The organism is Streptomyces sp. NPDC002884, from assembly GCF_040295245.1.
Lineage (GTDB): Bacteria > Actinomycetota > Actinomycetes > Streptomycetales > Streptomycetaceae > Streptomyces.
In genome coordinates this window covers 175,873-190,702 of sequence record NZ_JBEOVB010000007.1, presented here as the reverse complement: position 1 = coordinate 190,702, position 14,830 = coordinate 175,873, and the positions used below count along the sequence as shown (strand labels likewise).

Genomic DNA, 14,830 nt, shown 5'->3' with positions numbered 1-14,830 from the left:
ACGAGGGCGGGCGAGACATGGACGTGATGCCACTGCTGTTGCTGGTGGCCGGCAGCGCGGCGTTCGCGGCGGCTGCCAGGCGCACCCCGGTGCCCGCGCCGCTGCTGCTGGTGGCGGTGGGCCTGCTGGTGTCCTATGTGCCGGGGGTGCCCGACTACACCCTGGACCCGGACGTCGTGCTGCCGCTCCTGCTGCCTCCGCTGCTCTACACGTCGGCCACCGACAGCTCCTATCTCGACCTGCGCGCCCAGCTGCGGCCGGTGGCCCTGCTGTCGGTCGGGTACGTGCTCTTCGCGACCTTCGCCGTCGGCTGGGCCGCCTATCTGATCGTTCCCGGGCTGCCGCTGACGGCGGCGCTGGTCCTGGGCGCGGTGGTGGCGCCGCCGGACGCGGTCGCGGCCACGGCGGTGGCCCGCCGGGTCGGCCTGCCGTCACGGATCACCACGATCCTCCAGGGCGAGTCGCTGCTGAACGACGCCACCGCGATCACCGCCTACAAGGTGGCCCTCGCGGTCGTGGTCGGCGAGGGCGCGTCCTGGGCCGGCGGTATCGAGGAGTTCCTGGTGGCGGCCGTCGGCGGGACCGCCGTCGGCCTGATCCTGATGGCCCCGCTGCACTGGCTGCGCACCCACCTCAAGGAGCCCCTGCTCCAGAACACGCTCTCCCTGCTGATCCCCTTCGTCGCGTACGCGGCGGCCGAGCAGTTCCACGCCTCCGGCGTCATCGCGGTGGTCGTCGTCGCGCTCTACCTGGGCCACCGCGCGTGGGAGGTCGACTTCGCGACCCGCCTCCAGGAGGAGGCCGTGTGGAAGATGGTCGCCTTCGTCCTGGAGTCGGCGGTCTTCGCGCTGATCGGCCTCCAGCTCCCCGTCGTCCTGAAGGGCCTCGGCGCCTACGAGGGCGTGGACGCCGCCTGGTACGCCGTCGCGCTGTTCCTCGTGGTCGTGGCGGCGCGCTTCCTGTGGGTGTACCCGGCGACCTTCCTGCCCCGGCTGCTGTCGGCGCGTATCCGCGCGCGGGAGGAGAATCCGACCTGGCGGGGGCCGATCGTCATCGCCTGGGCGGGCATGCGGGGCGTGGTCTCGCTCGCCATCGCCTTCTCCATCCCGCTCACCGTGGACCACGGCAACGCGCCCTTCCCGTACCGCAACCTGATCCTCTTCCTCACCTTCACGACGGTCATCGGCACCCTGGTGGTGCAGGGGCTGAGCCTGCCGCCGCTGATCCGCCTGCTGAAGTTCCCCGAGCCAGACCCGCAGGCCGCGACGCTCGCCGAGGCCAACGCCCAGGCGCAGGCCTCCCGGGTCGCCGAGGAGCGCCTGGACGCGCTGCTGTCCGACGAGCGCAACGCGCTGCCGCCGCCGCTCGCCGACCGGCTGCGCAGCGTCCTGGAGCGCCGCCGCAACGCCGTCTGGGAGCGCCTCGGGCAGGTCAACCCGGTCACCGGCGAGACCGTCGACGACACCTACCGGCGCCTCTCGCGCGAGATGATCAGCGCCGAGCGCGAGATGTTCGTCAGGCTGCGGGACGGCCGCTACATCGACGACGAGATGCTGCGCACGCTGCTGCGCCGACTGGACCTGGAGGAGGCGGCGGCGTTCCGGGAGGCGGCGTAGGCCCGTCGCCCGCCAGCCCGCGCCGTCAGGGGAACGGGCGGCCCGTGATCACGGCCGTCACGGTCGTGCCGCGCGGGAAGGCACCCTCCTCTGCCAGGACGACAAGGCCGTAGAGCGACTTGGCGACATAGAGACGCTCCACGGGCACCGCGTGACGTCGCTCGAAGTCCGCGGCGAAGGTCTCGAGCTCGGGGGTGAGGCGGGCGTATCCGCCGAAATGGAAGCGTTCGTCGAGCCGCCACTCGCCCCGCCGGCCGCCGAAGGCCTCCTCCTGGAGCGCCCGTATCCCGTCGCCCAGGAAGCCTCCCCTGAGGACCGGTATGCCCAGGGCGCGCTGACCGGGGGCGAGGCCTGCGGCCAGGCCGGCGAGGGTGCCGCCGGTGCCGCAGGCGAGGGCGACGACGTCGGTACGGCCGCGCAGCTCCTCGCCGAGCGCCCGGCAGCCGCGGACCGCCGCCGCGTTGCTGCCGCCCTCGGGCACGACGTACGCGTCCCGCGCGCCGACCGCGTCCAGCAGCTCGCCGAGTACGTCCGGCTCGGTCTTGCGACGGTACGTCGAGCGGTCCACGAAGTGCAGCCGCATGCCGTCGGCCGCGCACCGGGCCAGCGACGGGTTCAGCGGCCGGCCGGCCAGCTCGTCGCCGCGCACCACGCCCACCGTGGGCAGCCCGAGGAGCCGGCCGGCGGCGGCCGTGGCCCGCAGGTGGTTGGAGTAGGCGCCGCCGAAGGTGAGCAGCGTCCGCCCCGCCGCCCGCTCCAGGTTGGGCGCGAGCTTGCGCCACTTGTTGCCGACCAGCTCGGGGTGGATCAGGTCGTCCCGCTTCAGCAGCAGCCGGACGCCGTGCCGCCCGAACCGGTCGTCGGACACTTCCTGGAGGGGAGACGGCAGGTGGGGGCGGAGGTCGGTCACCCGCCCATTGTCGAACACCGTTCGGTGAAACGTACCTGTTCCCTGCCCGCGTTGATCCATTCCCGCTCTTTCGGGTAATAGCACGAGCACAGACCGTGATGAAAGGCTTGCCGCGTGAACGAAGTGCACCGGCGCAGTTCGGCGCCCGTGCATGAATCGGGAGGGCATTTCTCATGTCGGTAGGCGAAGAGGTCCGCGCGGATTCGGGCAAGCCGCAGCAGAGTCTCGGCACCGCGGCCGCGCGGAACCTGGCCACCACGACCAAGTCCGCACCGCAGATGCAGGAGATCAGCTCCCGCTGGCTGCTGCGGAATCTGCCCTGGGTGGATGTGCAGGGCGGTACGTACCGGGTCAACAGGCGTCTGACGTACGCGGTGGGCGACGGCCGCATCACGTTCGTGAAGACCGGCGACCGCGTCGAGGTCATCCCGGCCGAGCTGGGCGAACTGCCCGCGCTGCGCGACTACGAGGACGAGGAGGTGCTCGGGGAACTCGCCCAGCGCTGCCGGCAGCGGGAGTTCGGCCCTGGCGAGGTCATCGCCTCCTTCGGCAGCCAGAGCGACGAGGTCTACCTGCTGGCGCACGGCCGCGTCGAGAAGGTCGGCACCGGCCCCTACGGCGACGACCAGGTGCTCGGCGTCCTCGCGGACGGCGCGTACTTCGGTGACCAGGCGCTGCTCGACGCGGACGCCATCTGGGAGTACACGGCCCGCGCGGACACGGCCTGCACGGTGCTGATCCTGGCCCGGCAGGACGTCGAGCAGGTCGCGGAGCGGGCCGAGTCGCTGAGCGCGCACCTCCAGGAGCTGCGCGCGATCCCCGAGCAGCGCACCAACAAGTACGGCGAGAAGGAGGTCGACCTCGCCGCCGGTCACGCCGGTGAGCCGGACATCCCGCACACGTTCGTGGACTACGACGCCCGGCCGCGCGAGTACGAACTGAGCATCGCCCAGACCGTCCTGCGCATCCACTCGCGCGTCGCCGACCTCTACAACCAGCCGATGAACCAGACCGAGCAGCAGTTGCGGCTGACGGTCGAGGCGCTCAAGGAGCGCCAGGAGCACGAGCTCGTCAACAACCGGGAGTTCGGGCTGCTGCACAACTGCGAGTACGACCAGCGGCTCCAGCCGCACGACGGCGTGCCCAGCCCGGACGACCTGGACGAACTGCTCAGCAGGCGGCGCGGCACCAAGATGCTGCTCGCCCACCCGCGCGCGATCTCCGCGATCGGCCGTGAACTCAACAAGCGCGGGCTGGTCCCCGAGACGATCGACGTCGGCGGCAACCGGATCCCGACCTGGCGCGGGGTGCCGATCTACCCGTGCAACAAGATCCCGGTCACCGAGGCCCGCACCAGCTCCATCATCGCGCTGCGTCTGGGCCAGGAGGACCAGGGCGTCATCGGGCTGCGCCAGTCCGGCATCCCGGACGAGATCGAGCCGAGCCTGTCCGTGCGGTTCATGGGCATCAACGAACAGGCCATCATCAAGTACCTGGTCACGGCCTACTACTCGGCCGCGGTCCTCGTGCCGGACGCGCTGGGCGTCCTGGAGAACGTCGAGATCGGCCGCTGGCGGTGACTTCCGCCACCACGCGGTACCGGGGTGAGGCGCGCGAAGGGCGGGGGCTCATCGGCAGTCAGGGCGACAGCGGTCCGGGGCCGGCCGACGGGCACGACGCGTCGGTGATCCTGGAGCGCTCACGGGCGTCGGTCGACCCCGAACTGCGCGCGGCCATCGACTCGTTGCCCGGCTCCATGCGCCGGGTCGCGCTCTACCACTTCGGCTGGGAACACGCGGACGGCACTCCGGCGGCGGGCAACGCGGGCAAGGCGATCCGCCCGGCCCTCGTGCTCGCCGCGGCCGGCGCGCTCGGCGGCCCGGCGGCCCGTGCGGGGGCGCTGCGGGCCGCCGCGGCGGTCGAACTGGTCCACAACTTCACGCTGTTGCACGACGACGTGATGGACCGGGACACCACCCGCCGGCACCGCCCCACCGCCTGGACCGTGTTCGGCGACGCCGACGCGATCCTCGCCGGGGACGCCCTGCAGGCCCTCGCCCTGGGGCTGCTGGCCGCGGATCCGCATCCCGCGTCCTCGGCGGCCGTCGGCCGGGTCGCGGCCTGCGTGGTCGAACTCTGCGCCGGCCAGCAGGCGGACACGGCCATGGAGAAGCGCGGCCCCGCCGAGATCACCCTCGACGAGGTGCTCGTCATGGCCGAGGCCAAGACGGGAGCGCTGCTCGGCTGCGCCTGCGCCGTGGGCGCGCTGTACGCGGGGGCCGCCGAGGAGGACGTGGACGCGCTGGACGCGTTCGGCCGGGAGGCCGGGCTCGCCTTCCAGCTCATCGACGACGTCATCGGCCTGTGGGGAGACCCGCGGCACACCGGCAAGCCGGCCGGCGCGGATCTCGCCGCCCGCAAGAAGTCCCTGCCGGTGGTCGCCGCGCTGACCTCCGGCACCCCGGCGGCCGGCGAACTGGCCGAGCTGTACGCGGCGCCGTACGACCCGGCCGACCTGGACCGCACGACGCTGGCCGTCGAACGGGCCGGCGGCCGCGCGTGGGCGCAGGAGCAGGCGGCCGACCGGATGGCCCGGGCGATGCACGAACTGGCCCGGGCGATCCCGGACCCGGAGTCGGCGGGCGGCCTGCTGTCCCTGGCGGAGTTCGTCACCCGGCGCAGTACGTGAGGACCTGACCGGGCCGAGCACGAGCGGCGACCGTGGAAGCCGGACGCCGCACTGTTGCCCGGGGAAGGGCCGACGGGTCCCGCACATCCCCACGGTGTGCGGGACCCGCCGCCGTGCCGCGGCCTACGCGGGTCCCTCGCCGCCGTCCGGGACCACCGTCGCCACGATCCGCTCGACCAGCCCCTCCGGCACCCCCACCCCCGGCAGCACGCCGTCCAGGACACCCGGCAGGGTCAGGTGCTCCAGGATCAGCCCGAGCATCGCGAGGTACAGGACGACGACGGTCTCGTCGCCGCCGGGCAGACCGGCCTCGCGGTGGAAGTCCATGCCGTACTCGAGGTCGCCGCGCACCGATGTGGTGAAGGAGGCGCGGAGCTCGGGGCGCCGGGTGGCCTCCAGGCGCATCTCCAGCAGGGCGAGGTAGCCGCTCCGGTCACCGGTCGCGCGGGCCATCAGGTCGTGCATGAACGCCGTGACCAGGGAACGGTCGCGCGGCCGCGCCAGCAGCGCGCCGAGCACCTCGGGGTCGGGCGCCAGCCGGACGTGCAGCCGGGCGTCGATCTGCCGCAGCAGGTCGTCGCGCCCGGTGAAGTAGTTGGAGGCGGTGCCCACCGGCACCGCCGCCGCCGAGTCCACCGCGCGGAACGTGAGCCCTCGCGCGCCCTCACGCGCGAGCACCTCCACCCCGGCGTCCACCAGGGCCGCCCGGCGCTCCGGATTTCCGGCCATGCGGAACCTTCTCTCTCACTTGGCTCCGTTTCCCGAAACACCGGGAAACCCGCTTGCAACCACTACAACTGAAGTACTACAACTGGAGTGGTTCGGAAGCAGCCTACGGAAAGAGCCCCCACTTGCGAAAGCTCACGTACTTCATCGCCTGCTCCGTCGACGGCTTCATCGGAGACGTGAACGGCGACGCCGCGGCGATGTTCCCCTACGTCGACGAGGAGTTCCTCGGCTTCCTGAAGGCGGACTATCCGGAGACCGTGCCGACCCGAGGCCGCCGGGCGCTCGGCGTCGACGACCTGGCGAACAAGAGGTTCGACACGATCGTCCAGGGCCGGGCCAGCTACGACCTGGCGCTCAAGGAGGGCGTCGTCAGCCCGTACGCGCACCTGCGCCAGTACGTCGCCTCGCGCACCCTCGGTGCGTCGCCCTCCCCGGACGTCGAGATCATCGCGGACGGCCTGCTCGACAAGGTCCGCGAGCTGAAGGCGGAGGACGGCGGCCTCGACATCTACCTGTGCGGCGGCTCCCGTATCGCCGGCGAGCTGTTCGACGAGATCGACGAGCTCGTGATCAAGACCTACCCGGTCGTCTACGGCACCGGCATGCCGATGTTCGGCGCCGGCTTCGACGCCGCCCGCTTCACCCTCGGCGGGGTGCGCTCCTTCGGCAACGGCGCGGTCGTACGGACGTACGGCAGGGAACGCTGACGTACGGCGGGGGGCGCTCGCGTCCGGGCCGCCCTACTCTGTAGGGCATGGACCGGGAACAACGCGTCTGCCCCACCTGTGGGCAGCCTGTGCAGTCCGTCGTCCGGCGACACAAGACGCTGGGCGCGTGGGTCCCGCGCTGGGTGCCGGGCCCGTGTCACAACCCGCGGTGCGAGGCGTACGTGGAACCGGGCGGCCGGCACGAGGCCGCCGGGACGGCACACGAGGCCGCCGAGACCGGGCACGATGCCGCCGAGACCGGGCACGAGGCCGCCGAGACCGAAGAGGAGCCCGGGGCCCCGACCGCCCCGACCTCCTGACCCCACCGAGCGGAGACCGAGACCGATGACCAGCCGAGTGACCTTGATCTCACCGGCGATCACTTCGGCCCTGCGCGAGGCGCGATTCGACGACGGCAGCTGCGAGTTGGACGACATCGGGGTGCGCCGGGCCCGGTCGGCCGCGGCGCTGTTGCCCGGCGCTGACCGCTCGGCGGCCTCGCCCTCCGCCCGGTGCCGGCAGACCGCCGAGGCGCTGGGCCTGCCCGCGCCCCGGATACCCGCGCCCGCCGCTCTCGACGTGGGCCGCTGGCGCGGCCGGACGCTCACCGAGGTGTCGGCCGCCGAGCCGGACGCGGTGGCGTCCTGGCTGGCGGACCCGGCACACGCCCCGCACGGCGGTGAGACGGTACGGGCGCTGTGCGACCGGGCCGGCGCCTGGCTGGAGGACATCGCCCGGGTACCGGGCCGGGTGACCGCCGTGGTGGAACCCGACGTCGTGCGAGCCCTGCTGATCCGTGCGCTTGGCCTGCCCGAACCGGCCTTCTGGCGCCTCGACGTCCGCCCGCTGACCGCCGTGGACCTGAGCGGCCGGGCGGGACGATGGAACCTGCGGGTGGGCGCGCCGCTGGGCGAGGGACCGTAGACGGTTCGCCGATCGGCGGCGCGCGGTCGGTCCGCGGGTCGGTCGGTGGGTCAGGCTGCGGGTCAGCCGGTGGGTCAGTGGTCGGACGTCGGTCCGGTGGTCCGGGAACCGGCTCGTGGCGGCCCGCCCGGCAGCCCGCCCGTCTCCGCGTCGCGTCCGGTCAGGCAGTACAGGCTGCCGCTCGGGTCGCGCATCACCGTCCAGTGGGGATGCCGGGCGACGAGGACCGCGCCGAGCCCCTCGTGGCGGGCGCGTACGGCGTCGACGTCCGGGCCGCAGGCCAGATCGAGATGGGCGCGGACGGCGCCGTCCTCGTCGAGCCGCTGGAGCAGGACACGGACCGGCAGTCCCGGCGGCGGCTCGATCACGTGGAACTCGGGCCGGGAGCCCGGCCGGGCCGACCAGTCGGGCAACAGGGCGCTCCAGAAGCCGACTTCGGTCTCGTACGCGGACGGCGGGACGTCCATGCACACCTGGTCGAGACGGCTGCCGGCCACCACGGGCGGCCGCACGGACTCCCCCTGCCACGGCACCGCGCAGAACAACTGCCCGGCCGGGGAGCGCAGTACGGCCCAGCCGTCGTGCGCCGCGGCCGTCTCCGCGCCCAGTTCCAGCGCCGCCGCGACGAAAGCGGGCACGTCCTCGACGGCGAGGTCGAGATGCGCGCCGCCGTCGCCTTCCGTGACCGCCTGGACCTTCACGCAGGCGTCGGCGCCCTTCGCCAGCAGGGTGACGAACTCCCCGTCCCCGCCCCGGGGTTCGGACAGGGACATGTCCGTGGCGGTGGTCCAGAAGTCGCACGCCCGCGCGAAGCCGCCGGCGGGCCGGTCGACGAAGGCGTAGGCCCAGCGGATCGGTCGGCTCATCCGGTCCGCTCCATGAAGCGCAGCATGTTGCCCGCCGGGTCCCGGAACGCGCAGTCGCGCACCCCGTAGGGCTGGTCCGTCGGCTCCTGGAGCACCTCGACGCCGGCCTCCCGCACCCGCGCGTGCAGCGCGTCGCAGTCGGCGGTGGTGAAGATGACCCCGCGCAGCACCCCCTTGGCGAGCAGCCGGGCCATCGCCTCCCGGTCGGCGGGGGAGAAGTCCGGGTTCGCGCCCGGCGGCTCCAGTACGAGGTTCACGTCCGGCTGGAGCGGTGACCCGACGGTCACCCACCGCATCCCCTCGAAGGAGACGTCGTTGCGCACTTCGAGACCGAGCACCTCGACGTAGAAGTGCAGGGCCTTGTCGTGGTCGTCGACAGCGACGAAACACTGGTGGAGTTTGAGGTCCATGGCGTCCAGCCTAGGTGGGCCGGCCGCGCCGCGGGCGGGTGTACGTCCGGGCCACACAGGACGGGATCACCGCGCCGGCCTCGTGCGACCGCGCCCGGTACGCGCTCGGGGTCTCGCCGACGAGTTCGGTGAAGCGGGAGCTGAACGAGCCGAGCGAGGTGCAGCCCACCGCCATGCAGACCTCCGTCACGGTCAGGTCGCCGCGGCGCAGGAGGGTCTTGGCGCGCTCGACCCGCCGGGTCATGAGGTAGCCGTAGGGCGTCTCGCCGTAGGCCTCGCGGAAGCTGCGCTGGAAGTGGCCCGGGGACATCAGCGCGGTGCGCGCGAGCCCGGCGACGTCGAGCGGCTCCGCGTACTCACGGTCCATCCGGTCGCGTGCCTGCCGCAGCCGTCTCAGGTCCTCGAGGGTCACGGGGCCAGCATCGCACGCGGGGCGACGTCCGGGAGGGGCGGAAAAGGAGACCGCACCCGGACCGTGGGGTACGCCGAGCTCGGCGGCCCATGGACCGGGTGCGGACAGGTGGGCGTGGCGACCGGCGCAAGCGCAGGACGGGCGGCCCGGGTGAAGATCAGGCCTTCTTGGTCTCCCAGAAGATCTTGTCGATCTCGGCGATGAGCTCCAGGGCCTTCTCGCCGGTCTTCGGGTCCGTCGAGGCCTTGGCGGCCGACAGGGCCTTCAGGGTGTCGTTGACCAGCTGGTGCAGCTGGGGGTACTTCTCGAAGTGCGGGGGCTTGAAGTAGTCGCTCCACAGCACGGAGACGTGGTGCTTCGCGAGCTCGGCACGCTGTTCCTTGATGACGGTGGCGCGCGCCTGGAAGTGCGGGTCGTCGTTGGCGGCAATCTTTTCCTGGACGGCCTTCACCGACTCCGCCTCGATGCGGGCCTGGGCCGGGTCGTACACACCGCAGGGCAGGTCGCAGTGTGCGCTGACCTTGACCTTGGGGGCAAACAGGCGGGAAAGCATGGAGCGTTCCTTCCTCGTGATCGTCTTCTCAGGTGGGACATTACTCCCTGGGAGACGGCTTTTCGCGAGTGCCCCCATGGGCTTAGGACAAAAGTCCGGGGTCAGACTGAGACTGGTGGAGGAACAGACCGGGGAGGTGCCGGCGATGCCGGAGCTGTCGCAGGAGACCGAGAGCGCGAGGGCCGCCGCGCTCTTCGGACTGGCCGAGGTGACCGGCCCGTCCATGGTGCCCACGCTGTACCAGGGGGACCGGCTGCTGGTGCAGTACGGGGCCCGGGTCCGGGCCGGTGACGTGATCGTGCTGCGGCATCCGTTCCAGCAGGACCTGCTGGTCGTCAAGCGGGCCGCGGAGCGCCGCGAGGGCGGGTGGTGGGTCCGCGGGGACAACACCTACGCCGGCGGCGACAGCACCGACTACGGGACCGTCCCCGACGAGCTGATCCTGGGCAAGGTGCGGCTGCGCTACCGCCCGCTGAAGCCCGGTCAGCGCTCGCCGCTGGCGGTGGCCCGCTGGGCGCTGTCGGCGGCCAGGCCGGTGCTGGCCGTGCGGTCCGCCTCCAGGCGCTTGCGGGCGCGGTAGGCGGCCACGTTGGCGCGGGTGGCGCAGCGGTCGGAGCAGTAGCGCCGGGAGCGGTTGGTCGAGGTGTCGAGGTAGGCGTTGCGGCAGGGGCTTGCCTCGCACAGGCCCAGGCGGTCGACGCCGTACTCGGTGAGATGGAACGCCAGGCCCATGGCGGCGATCGCCGCGTAGCCCGCCGTCGCGTTCGACGGGTGGTCGGCCAGGTGCATGTGCCACAGCGGGCGGCCGTCGTCGTCGCGGAAGTCGTGGCCGGAGATCTGCGGGCTCACCGGGAACTCCAGCAGGAGCGAGTTCAGCAGGTCCACCGCGAGGGTCTCGTTGCCGCCGTCGGCCGCCTCGAAGACCGCGCGCAGGCGGGCCCGGACCGAGCGGAACCGGGTGACGTCCGCGTCGGTGGCCCGACGGCCCGCCGACTGGTTGCCGCCGAAGAGGGCGCGGACGGCCTCGACCGAGGTCAGCGCGTCCTTGCCCCGGGCCGGTTCCTCGCTGTTGACGAGGCGCACGGCGTAATCCGAGTAATAGGCCAGTTCCACTTGTAGTCCTTACGAGGGCGCTCTATGGTCGGGATGCGGGCGGGGTAACGGCCGTTCGTGCTTCCAGGGTATTACGCGACGAATGCGGCGGAGGGTTGCGATGACGGACGCGCAGACGACCACGAACGGCGCCGGGGCCAGTGCCGCGAACGGTGCCACGGTCAGTGCCGCGAACGGTGCCACGGTCAGTGCCGCGAACGGTGCCACGAGCGGTGCCACGAGCGGCGTCGACCGGGCCGACTGGGCCGCCTGGCAGCGGAGCTGGGACCGCCAGCAGGAGTGGTACATGCCCGACCGCGAGGAGCGCTTCCGGATCATGCTCGACATGGTCGAGGGGCTCGTCGGGCCCGCCCCGCGCGTCCTCGACCTCGCCTGCGGCACCGGCACCGTCACCGCCCGGCTGCTCGCCCGCCTCCCCGGCGCGACCAGCACCGGCGTCGACCTCGACCCGGCGCTCCTCGCCATCGCCGAGGGCACCTTCGAGGGCGACGACCGCGTCACCTTCGTGACGGCCGACCTCAAGGACCCGGACTGGCCGGCCCGGCTGCCGTACGACGCGTACGACTCCGTCCTGACCGCCACGGCCCTGCACTGGCTGCACAGCGAGCCCCTCGCCGCCCTCTACGGTCAGGTCGCGGAACTCGTCCGCGACGGCGGTGTCTTCATGAACGCGGACCACATGATCGATGACACGACGCCCCGGATCAACGCGGCGGAGCGCGCGCAGCGCCACGCCCGTATGGATCAGGCCAGGGCCGACGGGGTGCTCGACTGGGCCGAATGGTGGCAGCTCGCCGCCAAGGACCCCGTCCTCGCCGGGCCGACCGCCCGCCGCTTCGAGATCTACGGCGAGCACGCGGACGGCGACATGCCCTCCGCCTCCTGGCACGCTCGCGTGCTGCTCGAACAGGGCTTCAGCGAGGCTCGGCCGGTGTGGGCGTCACCCTCCGACACCCTGTTGCTGGCGTTGAGGTGACCGCGCCCGCGGACCGGCGGGAACAAGCCAGCCGGCGCTGATACGTCCCGAACGGCGGAAAGGGGCGGTACGGGAATCCCGTACCGCCCCTTTCCCGTGCTCCTCGTTCGCCGTGCCGCTACAGCACCTTGGACAGGAACGCCTGCGTCCGCTCGTGCTGCGGATTGGTCAGGACGTCGCGCGGGTTGCCGGACTCCACGACCACCCCGCCGTCCATGAAGACCAGGCTGTCGCCGACCTCGCGGGCGAAGCCCATCTCATGGGTGACGACGACCATCGTCATGCCGGACTCGGCCAGGTCGCGCATGACGTCGAGGACGTCACCGACCAGCTCCGGGTCGAGCGCCGAGGTCGGCTCGTCGAACAGCATCAGCTTCGGGTCCATCGCCAGGGCGCGGGCGATGGCGACGCGCTGCTGCTGGCCGCCGGAGAGCTGCGAGGGGTAGCTCCCCGCCTTGTCGGCGAGGCCGACGCGGTCCAGAAGCTCCTTCGCGCGCTCCTTCGCCTTGGCCTTGCTGATGCCCTTGACCTGGACCGGGGCCTCGATGACGTTGTCGGCCGCCGTCATGTGCGGGAACAGGTTGAACCGCTGGAACACCATGCCGATGTCCCGGCGCTTCAGCGCGACCTCGCTGTCCTTGAGCTCGTACAGCTTGTCGCCCTTCTGGCGGTAGCCGACCAGCTCGCCGTCGACGTACAGCCGTCCGGCGTTGATCTTCTCCAGATGGTTGATGCACCGGAGGAACGTGCTCTTGCCGGAGCCGGAGGGGCCGATGAGGCAGAACACCTCGCCGTTCTTGACCTCCAGGTCGATGCCCTTCAGGACCTCGACCGCGCCGAAGGACTTGTGAACGCCCTCGGCCTTCACCATCGCGGTCATGACGCACTCCTTTCGCGGCCGATCGAGAGCAGGTTCGCCCGGATCTTCTGGAAGACCGTGGGCGGGAGGCTGCGGCTCGAACCGCGGGCGTAGTACCGCTCCAGGTAGTACTGGAAGACGCTGAAGATGCTGGTCATGACCAGGTACCAGATGGAGGCGACGAACAGCAGCTCCATCACGGCGAACGACGAGGAGCCGATCACCGAGGTCGAGCGGAGCAGTTCGTTGTACGTCACCACGTACACCAGCGACGAGGTCTTCAGCATGTTGATGAACTCGTTGCCGGTCGGCGGCACGATCACCCGCATCGCCTGCGGGATGACGATCCGGCGCAGCGTCTTGCCGTGGCTCATGCCGAGCGCGTGCGAGGCCTCGGTCTGTCCCTCGTCCACGGCCAGCAGGCCGGCCCGGCAGATCTCCGCCATGTACGCGGCCTCGTTGAGACCGAGTCCGAGCAGGGCGCACATGAACGGCGTCATGACGTCCGTCATCTCGTCCTTGTAGATCGGACCGAGGTTCAGGACGGGGAAGATCAGTGCCAGGTTGAACCACATCAGCAGCTGCACATACACCGGGGTGCCGCGGAAGAACCAGATGTACAGCCACGCGACCGTGCTGGTCACCGGGTTCTTCGACAGCCGCATCACGGCCAGCAGCACACCCAGGACCACGCCCAGCACCATGGACAGGACGCTGATCAGCAGGGTGCGCCCGGCGCCCGCGATGACGGTCGAGTTGAACAGCTGGTCGCCGACCGTGTCCCACTGGATGTCGCCGTTCGCGAAGGCGTTGACCAGCAGCGCCAGGAGCACGATGACGATCACGGCGCTGACCCAGCGGCCGTAGTGGCGCACCGGGATGGCCTTGATGGCCTCCGGCGGGCCGGAGAACGCCGAGTCCCCGGCCACCGGCGGGGTGTCCTCGGGTGGTGCGCCGCCCGCGGAGGACTTGTCGAGCTTGTCAGTCATGGGGACTGCCCTTCGAAGACTTCGAGAGGTGCGGGTGGATCACTTGCCGCCGTTGATCGCGGAGGCCTTGATCGCGCCGCTCTCGGCGCCCCACTTCTCCAGCACCTTCTGGTAGGAGCCGTCCTTGATGATCGCGTCGACGGCCTCCTTCAGGGCGTCACGCAGCTGGGTGTTCTTCTTGTTGACGACGATGCCGAACGGAGCGGCCTCGTACTGCTTGTCGAGAACCTCGAAGGTGTTGCCGTTGCCCGCCTTGCGGGCCATGTCCACGGCCACCGGGTAGTCGTTGACGCCGGCCACGGCGCCGCCGGACTTCACGCGGGTCTGGGCCTCGGTGTCGTTCTCGAAGGACTCGATCTTGAGGGCCTTCTTGCCGCCCTCGGTACAGGTCTTGGACTGCGCCTGGAGGGCCTCTTCGTAGGTGGTGCCCCGCTGCACCGCGACCGTCTGACCACAGAGGTCGTCGATGGTCTTGATGCCCTTGGGGTTGCCCTTCTGGACGTAGATGGCCGTGCCGGCGGTGAAGTAGTCGACGAAGTCGACACCCGTGCCGAGCTTCTTGCCGCTGTCGTCCAGACCCTCCTGGCGCTGCTTGTTGTCCGTGATCGACGACATGGCGACGTCGTAGCGGCCGGTGTTGACCGCCGTGATCAGGGTGTCGAAGCCGCCCGAGGTGAACTGGAAGTCGACGCCGAGCTGCTTGCCGAGCGCGGCGGCGATGTCGGGGTCGACGCCCACGATCTTGCCGCCCTCGACGGACTCCATCGGGGCGTACTCGGCGTTGGTGCCGACCTTGATGACACCCGCCTTCTGGATGTCGGCCGGGAGCTTCGAGAAGAGGGGAGCCTTGTCGGCGCCGCTCGACGACTCGGAGGAGCTGCCGCCGCCCTCGGTCTGGTCTCCGCAGGCGGTGAGCAGCAAGGCGCCCGCGACCGCGAGGGATCCGACCGCTGCCAGGCGGGTTCGCGCGGCGGTCGTGCGTCGGGTGGAGCTTGCGGTCATGGTGGATTCCTCCGGCGAGTGGATGGAGATGCCGATGGGTCGACAAATGCCGATGAGTCGACGACAACACACACC

18 protein-coding genes are annotated in these 14,830 nt (G+C 71.4%); 8 read left to right on the top strand and 10 right to left on the bottom strand.

The window, feature by feature from the left end:
• Nucleotides 1-17 precede the first annotated feature (17 nt).
• A complete protein-coding gene (locus tag ABT070_RS17405) occupies nt 18-1,616 on the top strand; it encodes a Na+/H+ antiporter (protein WP_351760999.1) in 1,599 nt (532 codons plus the stop codon).
• Between the two features lie 25 nt (nt 1,617-1,641).
• Here ABT070_RS17405 and ABT070_RS17400 read toward each other — a convergent pair whose 3' ends face one another.
• Nucleotides 1,642-2,586 carry a 1-aminocyclopropane-1-carboxylate deaminase/D-cysteine desulfhydrase gene (locus ABT070_RS17400; protein WP_451101249.1) on the bottom strand — a complete coding sequence of 315 codons (945 nt, stop codon included), beginning with the start codon at nt 2,584-2,586 and terminating at the stop codon, nt 1,642-1,644.
• Nucleotides 2,587-2,699: 113 nt separating this feature from the next.
• Here ABT070_RS17400 and ABT070_RS17395 point away from each other — a divergent pair, with 113 nt between their 5' ends.
• Nucleotides 2,700-4,106, top strand: a complete 1,407-nt coding sequence (locus ABT070_RS17395; RefSeq protein WP_351760993.1) for a family 2B encapsulin nanocompartment shell protein — start codon at nt 2,700-2,702, stop codon at nt 4,104-4,106.
• Entirely contained in the window at nt 4,103-5,215 is a 1,113-nt protein-coding gene (locus ABT070_RS17390) for a family 2 encapsulin nanocompartment cargo protein polyprenyl transferase (protein WP_451101251.1), read from the top strand. Before ABT070_RS17395 ends, ABT070_RS17390 begins: the two co-directional genes overlap by 4 nt.
• 123 nt (nt 5,216-5,338) lie before the next feature.
• Here the strand turns inward: ABT070_RS17390 and ABT070_RS17385 are convergent, their stop codons facing one another.
• The gene (locus tag ABT070_RS17385) at nt 5,339-5,944 is read right to left on the bottom strand and encodes a TetR/AcrR family transcriptional regulator (RefSeq protein ID WP_351760990.1); all 606 of its coding nucleotides are present in this window, start codon (nt 5,942-5,944) and stop codon (nt 5,339-5,341) included.
• Between the two features lie 122 nt (nt 5,945-6,066).
• Between ABT070_RS17385 and ABT070_RS17380 the strand changes: the two genes are divergently transcribed.
• The 3 genes from ABT070_RS17380 to ABT070_RS17370 are packed head-to-tail and all read left to right on the top strand — an operon-like array spanning nt 6,067 to nt 7,575.
• A complete protein-coding gene (locus tag ABT070_RS17380; protein WP_351760987.1) occupies nt 6,067-6,651 on the top strand; it encodes a dihydrofolate reductase family protein in 585 nt (194 codons plus the stop codon).
• A 47-nt stretch (nt 6,652-6,698) separates the two neighbouring features.
• Nucleotides 6,699-6,971 (top strand): hypothetical protein, encoded by a 273-nt coding sequence (locus ABT070_RS17375; RefSeq protein WP_351760985.1) that lies wholly within the window; start codon nt 6,699-6,701, stop codon nt 6,969-6,971.
• Between the two features lie 25 nt (nt 6,972-6,996).
• Nucleotides 6,997-7,575, top strand: a complete 579-nt coding sequence (locus tag ABT070_RS17370) for a histidine phosphatase family protein (protein ID WP_351760982.1) — start codon at nt 6,997-6,999, stop codon at nt 7,573-7,575.
• 74 nt (nt 7,576-7,649) lie between these two features.
• On the opposite strand, the gene ABT070_RS17365 is transcribed toward ABT070_RS17370, so the two are convergent.
• From ABT070_RS17365 to sodN, 4 genes are all read right to left on the bottom strand, one after another.
• The gene (locus ABT070_RS17365) at nt 7,650-8,441 is read right to left on the bottom strand and encodes a VOC family protein (RefSeq protein ID WP_351760980.1); all 792 of its coding nucleotides are present in this window, start codon (nt 8,439-8,441) and stop codon (nt 7,650-7,652) included.
• Entirely contained in the window at nt 8,438-8,851 is a 414-nt protein-coding gene (locus ABT070_RS17360) for a VOC family protein (RefSeq protein WP_054242786.1), read from the bottom strand. Before ABT070_RS17360 ends, ABT070_RS17365 begins: the two co-directional genes overlap by 4 nt.
• A 10-nt stretch (nt 8,852-8,861) precedes the next feature.
• Nucleotides 8,862-9,263, bottom strand: coding sequence for a helix-turn-helix transcriptional regulator (locus tag ABT070_RS17355; RefSeq protein ID WP_351760977.1), 402 nt, complete (start codon nt 9,261-9,263; stop codon nt 8,862-8,864).
• A gap of 157 nt (nt 9,264-9,420) precedes the next feature.
• Complete coding sequence (gene sodN, locus ABT070_RS17350) at nt 9,421-9,816, bottom strand: superoxide dismutase, Ni (protein WP_351760974.1); 396 nt, start codon at nt 9,814-9,816, stop codon at nt 9,421-9,423.
• Nucleotides 9,817-9,961: 145 nt separating this feature from the next.
• Between sodN and sodX the strand changes: the two genes are divergently transcribed.
• Nucleotides 9,962-10,396 (top strand): nickel-type superoxide dismutase maturation protease, encoded by a 435-nt coding sequence (gene sodX / locus ABT070_RS17345; RefSeq protein WP_351761445.1) that lies wholly within the window; start codon nt 9,962-9,964, stop codon nt 10,394-10,396.
• Here sodX and ABT070_RS17340 read toward each other — a convergent pair.
• Nucleotides 10,300-10,929, bottom strand: a complete 630-nt coding sequence (locus ABT070_RS17340; protein ID WP_351760971.1) for a CGNR zinc finger domain-containing protein — start codon at nt 10,927-10,929, stop codon at nt 10,300-10,302. The two genes, sodX and ABT070_RS17340, sit on opposite strands and share 97 nt — an antisense overlap.
• 100 nt (nt 10,930-11,029) lie before the next feature.
• Here ABT070_RS17340 and ABT070_RS17335 point away from each other — a divergent pair, with 100 nt between their 5' ends.
• Nucleotides 11,030-11,905: a class I SAM-dependent methyltransferase gene (locus ABT070_RS17335; RefSeq protein ID WP_351760969.1), complete on the top strand. Its 876-nt coding sequence runs from the start codon at nt 11,030-11,032 to the stop codon at nt 11,903-11,905.
• Between the two features lie 118 nt (nt 11,906-12,023).
• Here ABT070_RS17335 and ABT070_RS17330 read toward each other — a convergent pair whose 3' ends face one another.
• The 3 genes from ABT070_RS17330 to ABT070_RS17320 are packed head-to-tail and all read right to left on the bottom strand — an operon-like array spanning nt 12,024 to nt 14,755.
• Entirely contained in the window at nt 12,024-12,785 is a 762-nt protein-coding gene (locus tag ABT070_RS17330) for an amino acid ABC transporter ATP-binding protein (protein ID WP_351760966.1), read from the bottom strand.
• Nucleotides 12,782-13,753: an amino acid ABC transporter permease gene (locus tag ABT070_RS17325; RefSeq protein ID WP_351760963.1), complete on the bottom strand. Its 972-nt coding sequence runs from the start codon at nt 13,751-13,753 to the stop codon at nt 12,782-12,784. Before ABT070_RS17325 ends, ABT070_RS17330 begins: the two co-directional genes overlap by 4 nt.
• 39 nt (nt 13,754-13,792) lie before the next feature.
• On the bottom strand, nt 13,793-14,755 hold the full coding sequence (locus ABT070_RS17320) for an ABC transporter substrate-binding protein (RefSeq protein WP_351760960.1): 963 nt from the start codon (nt 14,753-14,755) through the stop codon (nt 13,793-13,795).
• Nucleotides 14,756-14,830: the final 75 nt, after the last annotated feature.

What these genes read in the sequence shown, in the direction of transcription:
- ABT070_RS17405 (WP_351760999.1), top strand. Translation starts at nt 18, where the DNA reads ATGGACGTGATGCCACTGCTGTTGCTGGTGGCCGGCAGCGCGGCGTTC.
- ABT070_RS17400 (WP_451101249.1), bottom strand. Translation starts at nt 2,586, where the DNA reads ATGGATCAACGCGGGCAGGGAACAGGTACGTTTCACCGAACGGTGTTC.
- ABT070_RS17395 (WP_351760993.1), top strand. Translation starts at nt 2,700, where the DNA reads ATGTCGGTAGGCGAAGAGGTCCGCGCGGATTCGGGCAAGCCGCAGCAG.
- ABT070_RS17385 (WP_351760990.1), bottom strand. Translation starts at nt 5,944, where the DNA reads ATGGCCGGAAATCCGGAGCGCCGGGCGGCCCTGGTGGACGCCGGGGTG.
- ABT070_RS17375 (WP_351760985.1), top strand. Translation starts at nt 6,699, where the DNA reads ATGGACCGGGAACAACGCGTCTGCCCCACCTGTGGGCAGCCTGTGCAG.
- ABT070_RS17370 (WP_351760982.1), top strand. Translation starts at nt 6,997, where the DNA reads ATGACCAGCCGAGTGACCTTGATCTCACCGGCGATCACTTCGGCCCTG.
- ABT070_RS17365 (WP_351760980.1), bottom strand. Translation starts at nt 8,441, where the DNA reads ATGAGCCGACCGATCCGCTGGGCCTACGCCTTCGTCGACCGGCCCGCC.
- ABT070_RS17360 (WP_054242786.1), bottom strand. Translation starts at nt 8,851, where the DNA reads ATGGACCTCAAACTCCACCAGTGTTTCGTCGCTGTCGACGACCACGAC.
- sodN (WP_351760974.1), bottom strand. Translation starts at nt 9,816, where the DNA reads ATGCTTTCCCGCCTGTTTGCCCCCAAGGTCAAGGTCAGCGCACACTGC.
- sodX (WP_351761445.1), top strand. Translation starts at nt 9,962, where the DNA reads ATGCCGGAGCTGTCGCAGGAGACCGAGAGCGCGAGGGCCGCCGCGCTC.
- ABT070_RS17335 (WP_351760969.1), top strand. Translation starts at nt 11,030, where the DNA reads ATGACGGACGCGCAGACGACCACGAACGGCGCCGGGGCCAGTGCCGCG.
- ABT070_RS17330 (WP_351760966.1), bottom strand. Translation starts at nt 12,785, where the DNA reads ATGACCGCGATGGTGAAGGCCGAGGGCGTTCACAAGTCCTTCGGCGCG.
- ABT070_RS17325 (WP_351760963.1), bottom strand. Translation starts at nt 13,753, where the DNA reads ATGACTGACAAGCTCGACAAGTCCTCCGCGGGCGGCGCACCACCCGAG.
- ABT070_RS17320 (WP_351760960.1), bottom strand. Translation starts at nt 14,755, where the DNA reads ATGACCGCAAGCTCCACCCGACGCACGACCGCCGCGCGAACCCGCCTG.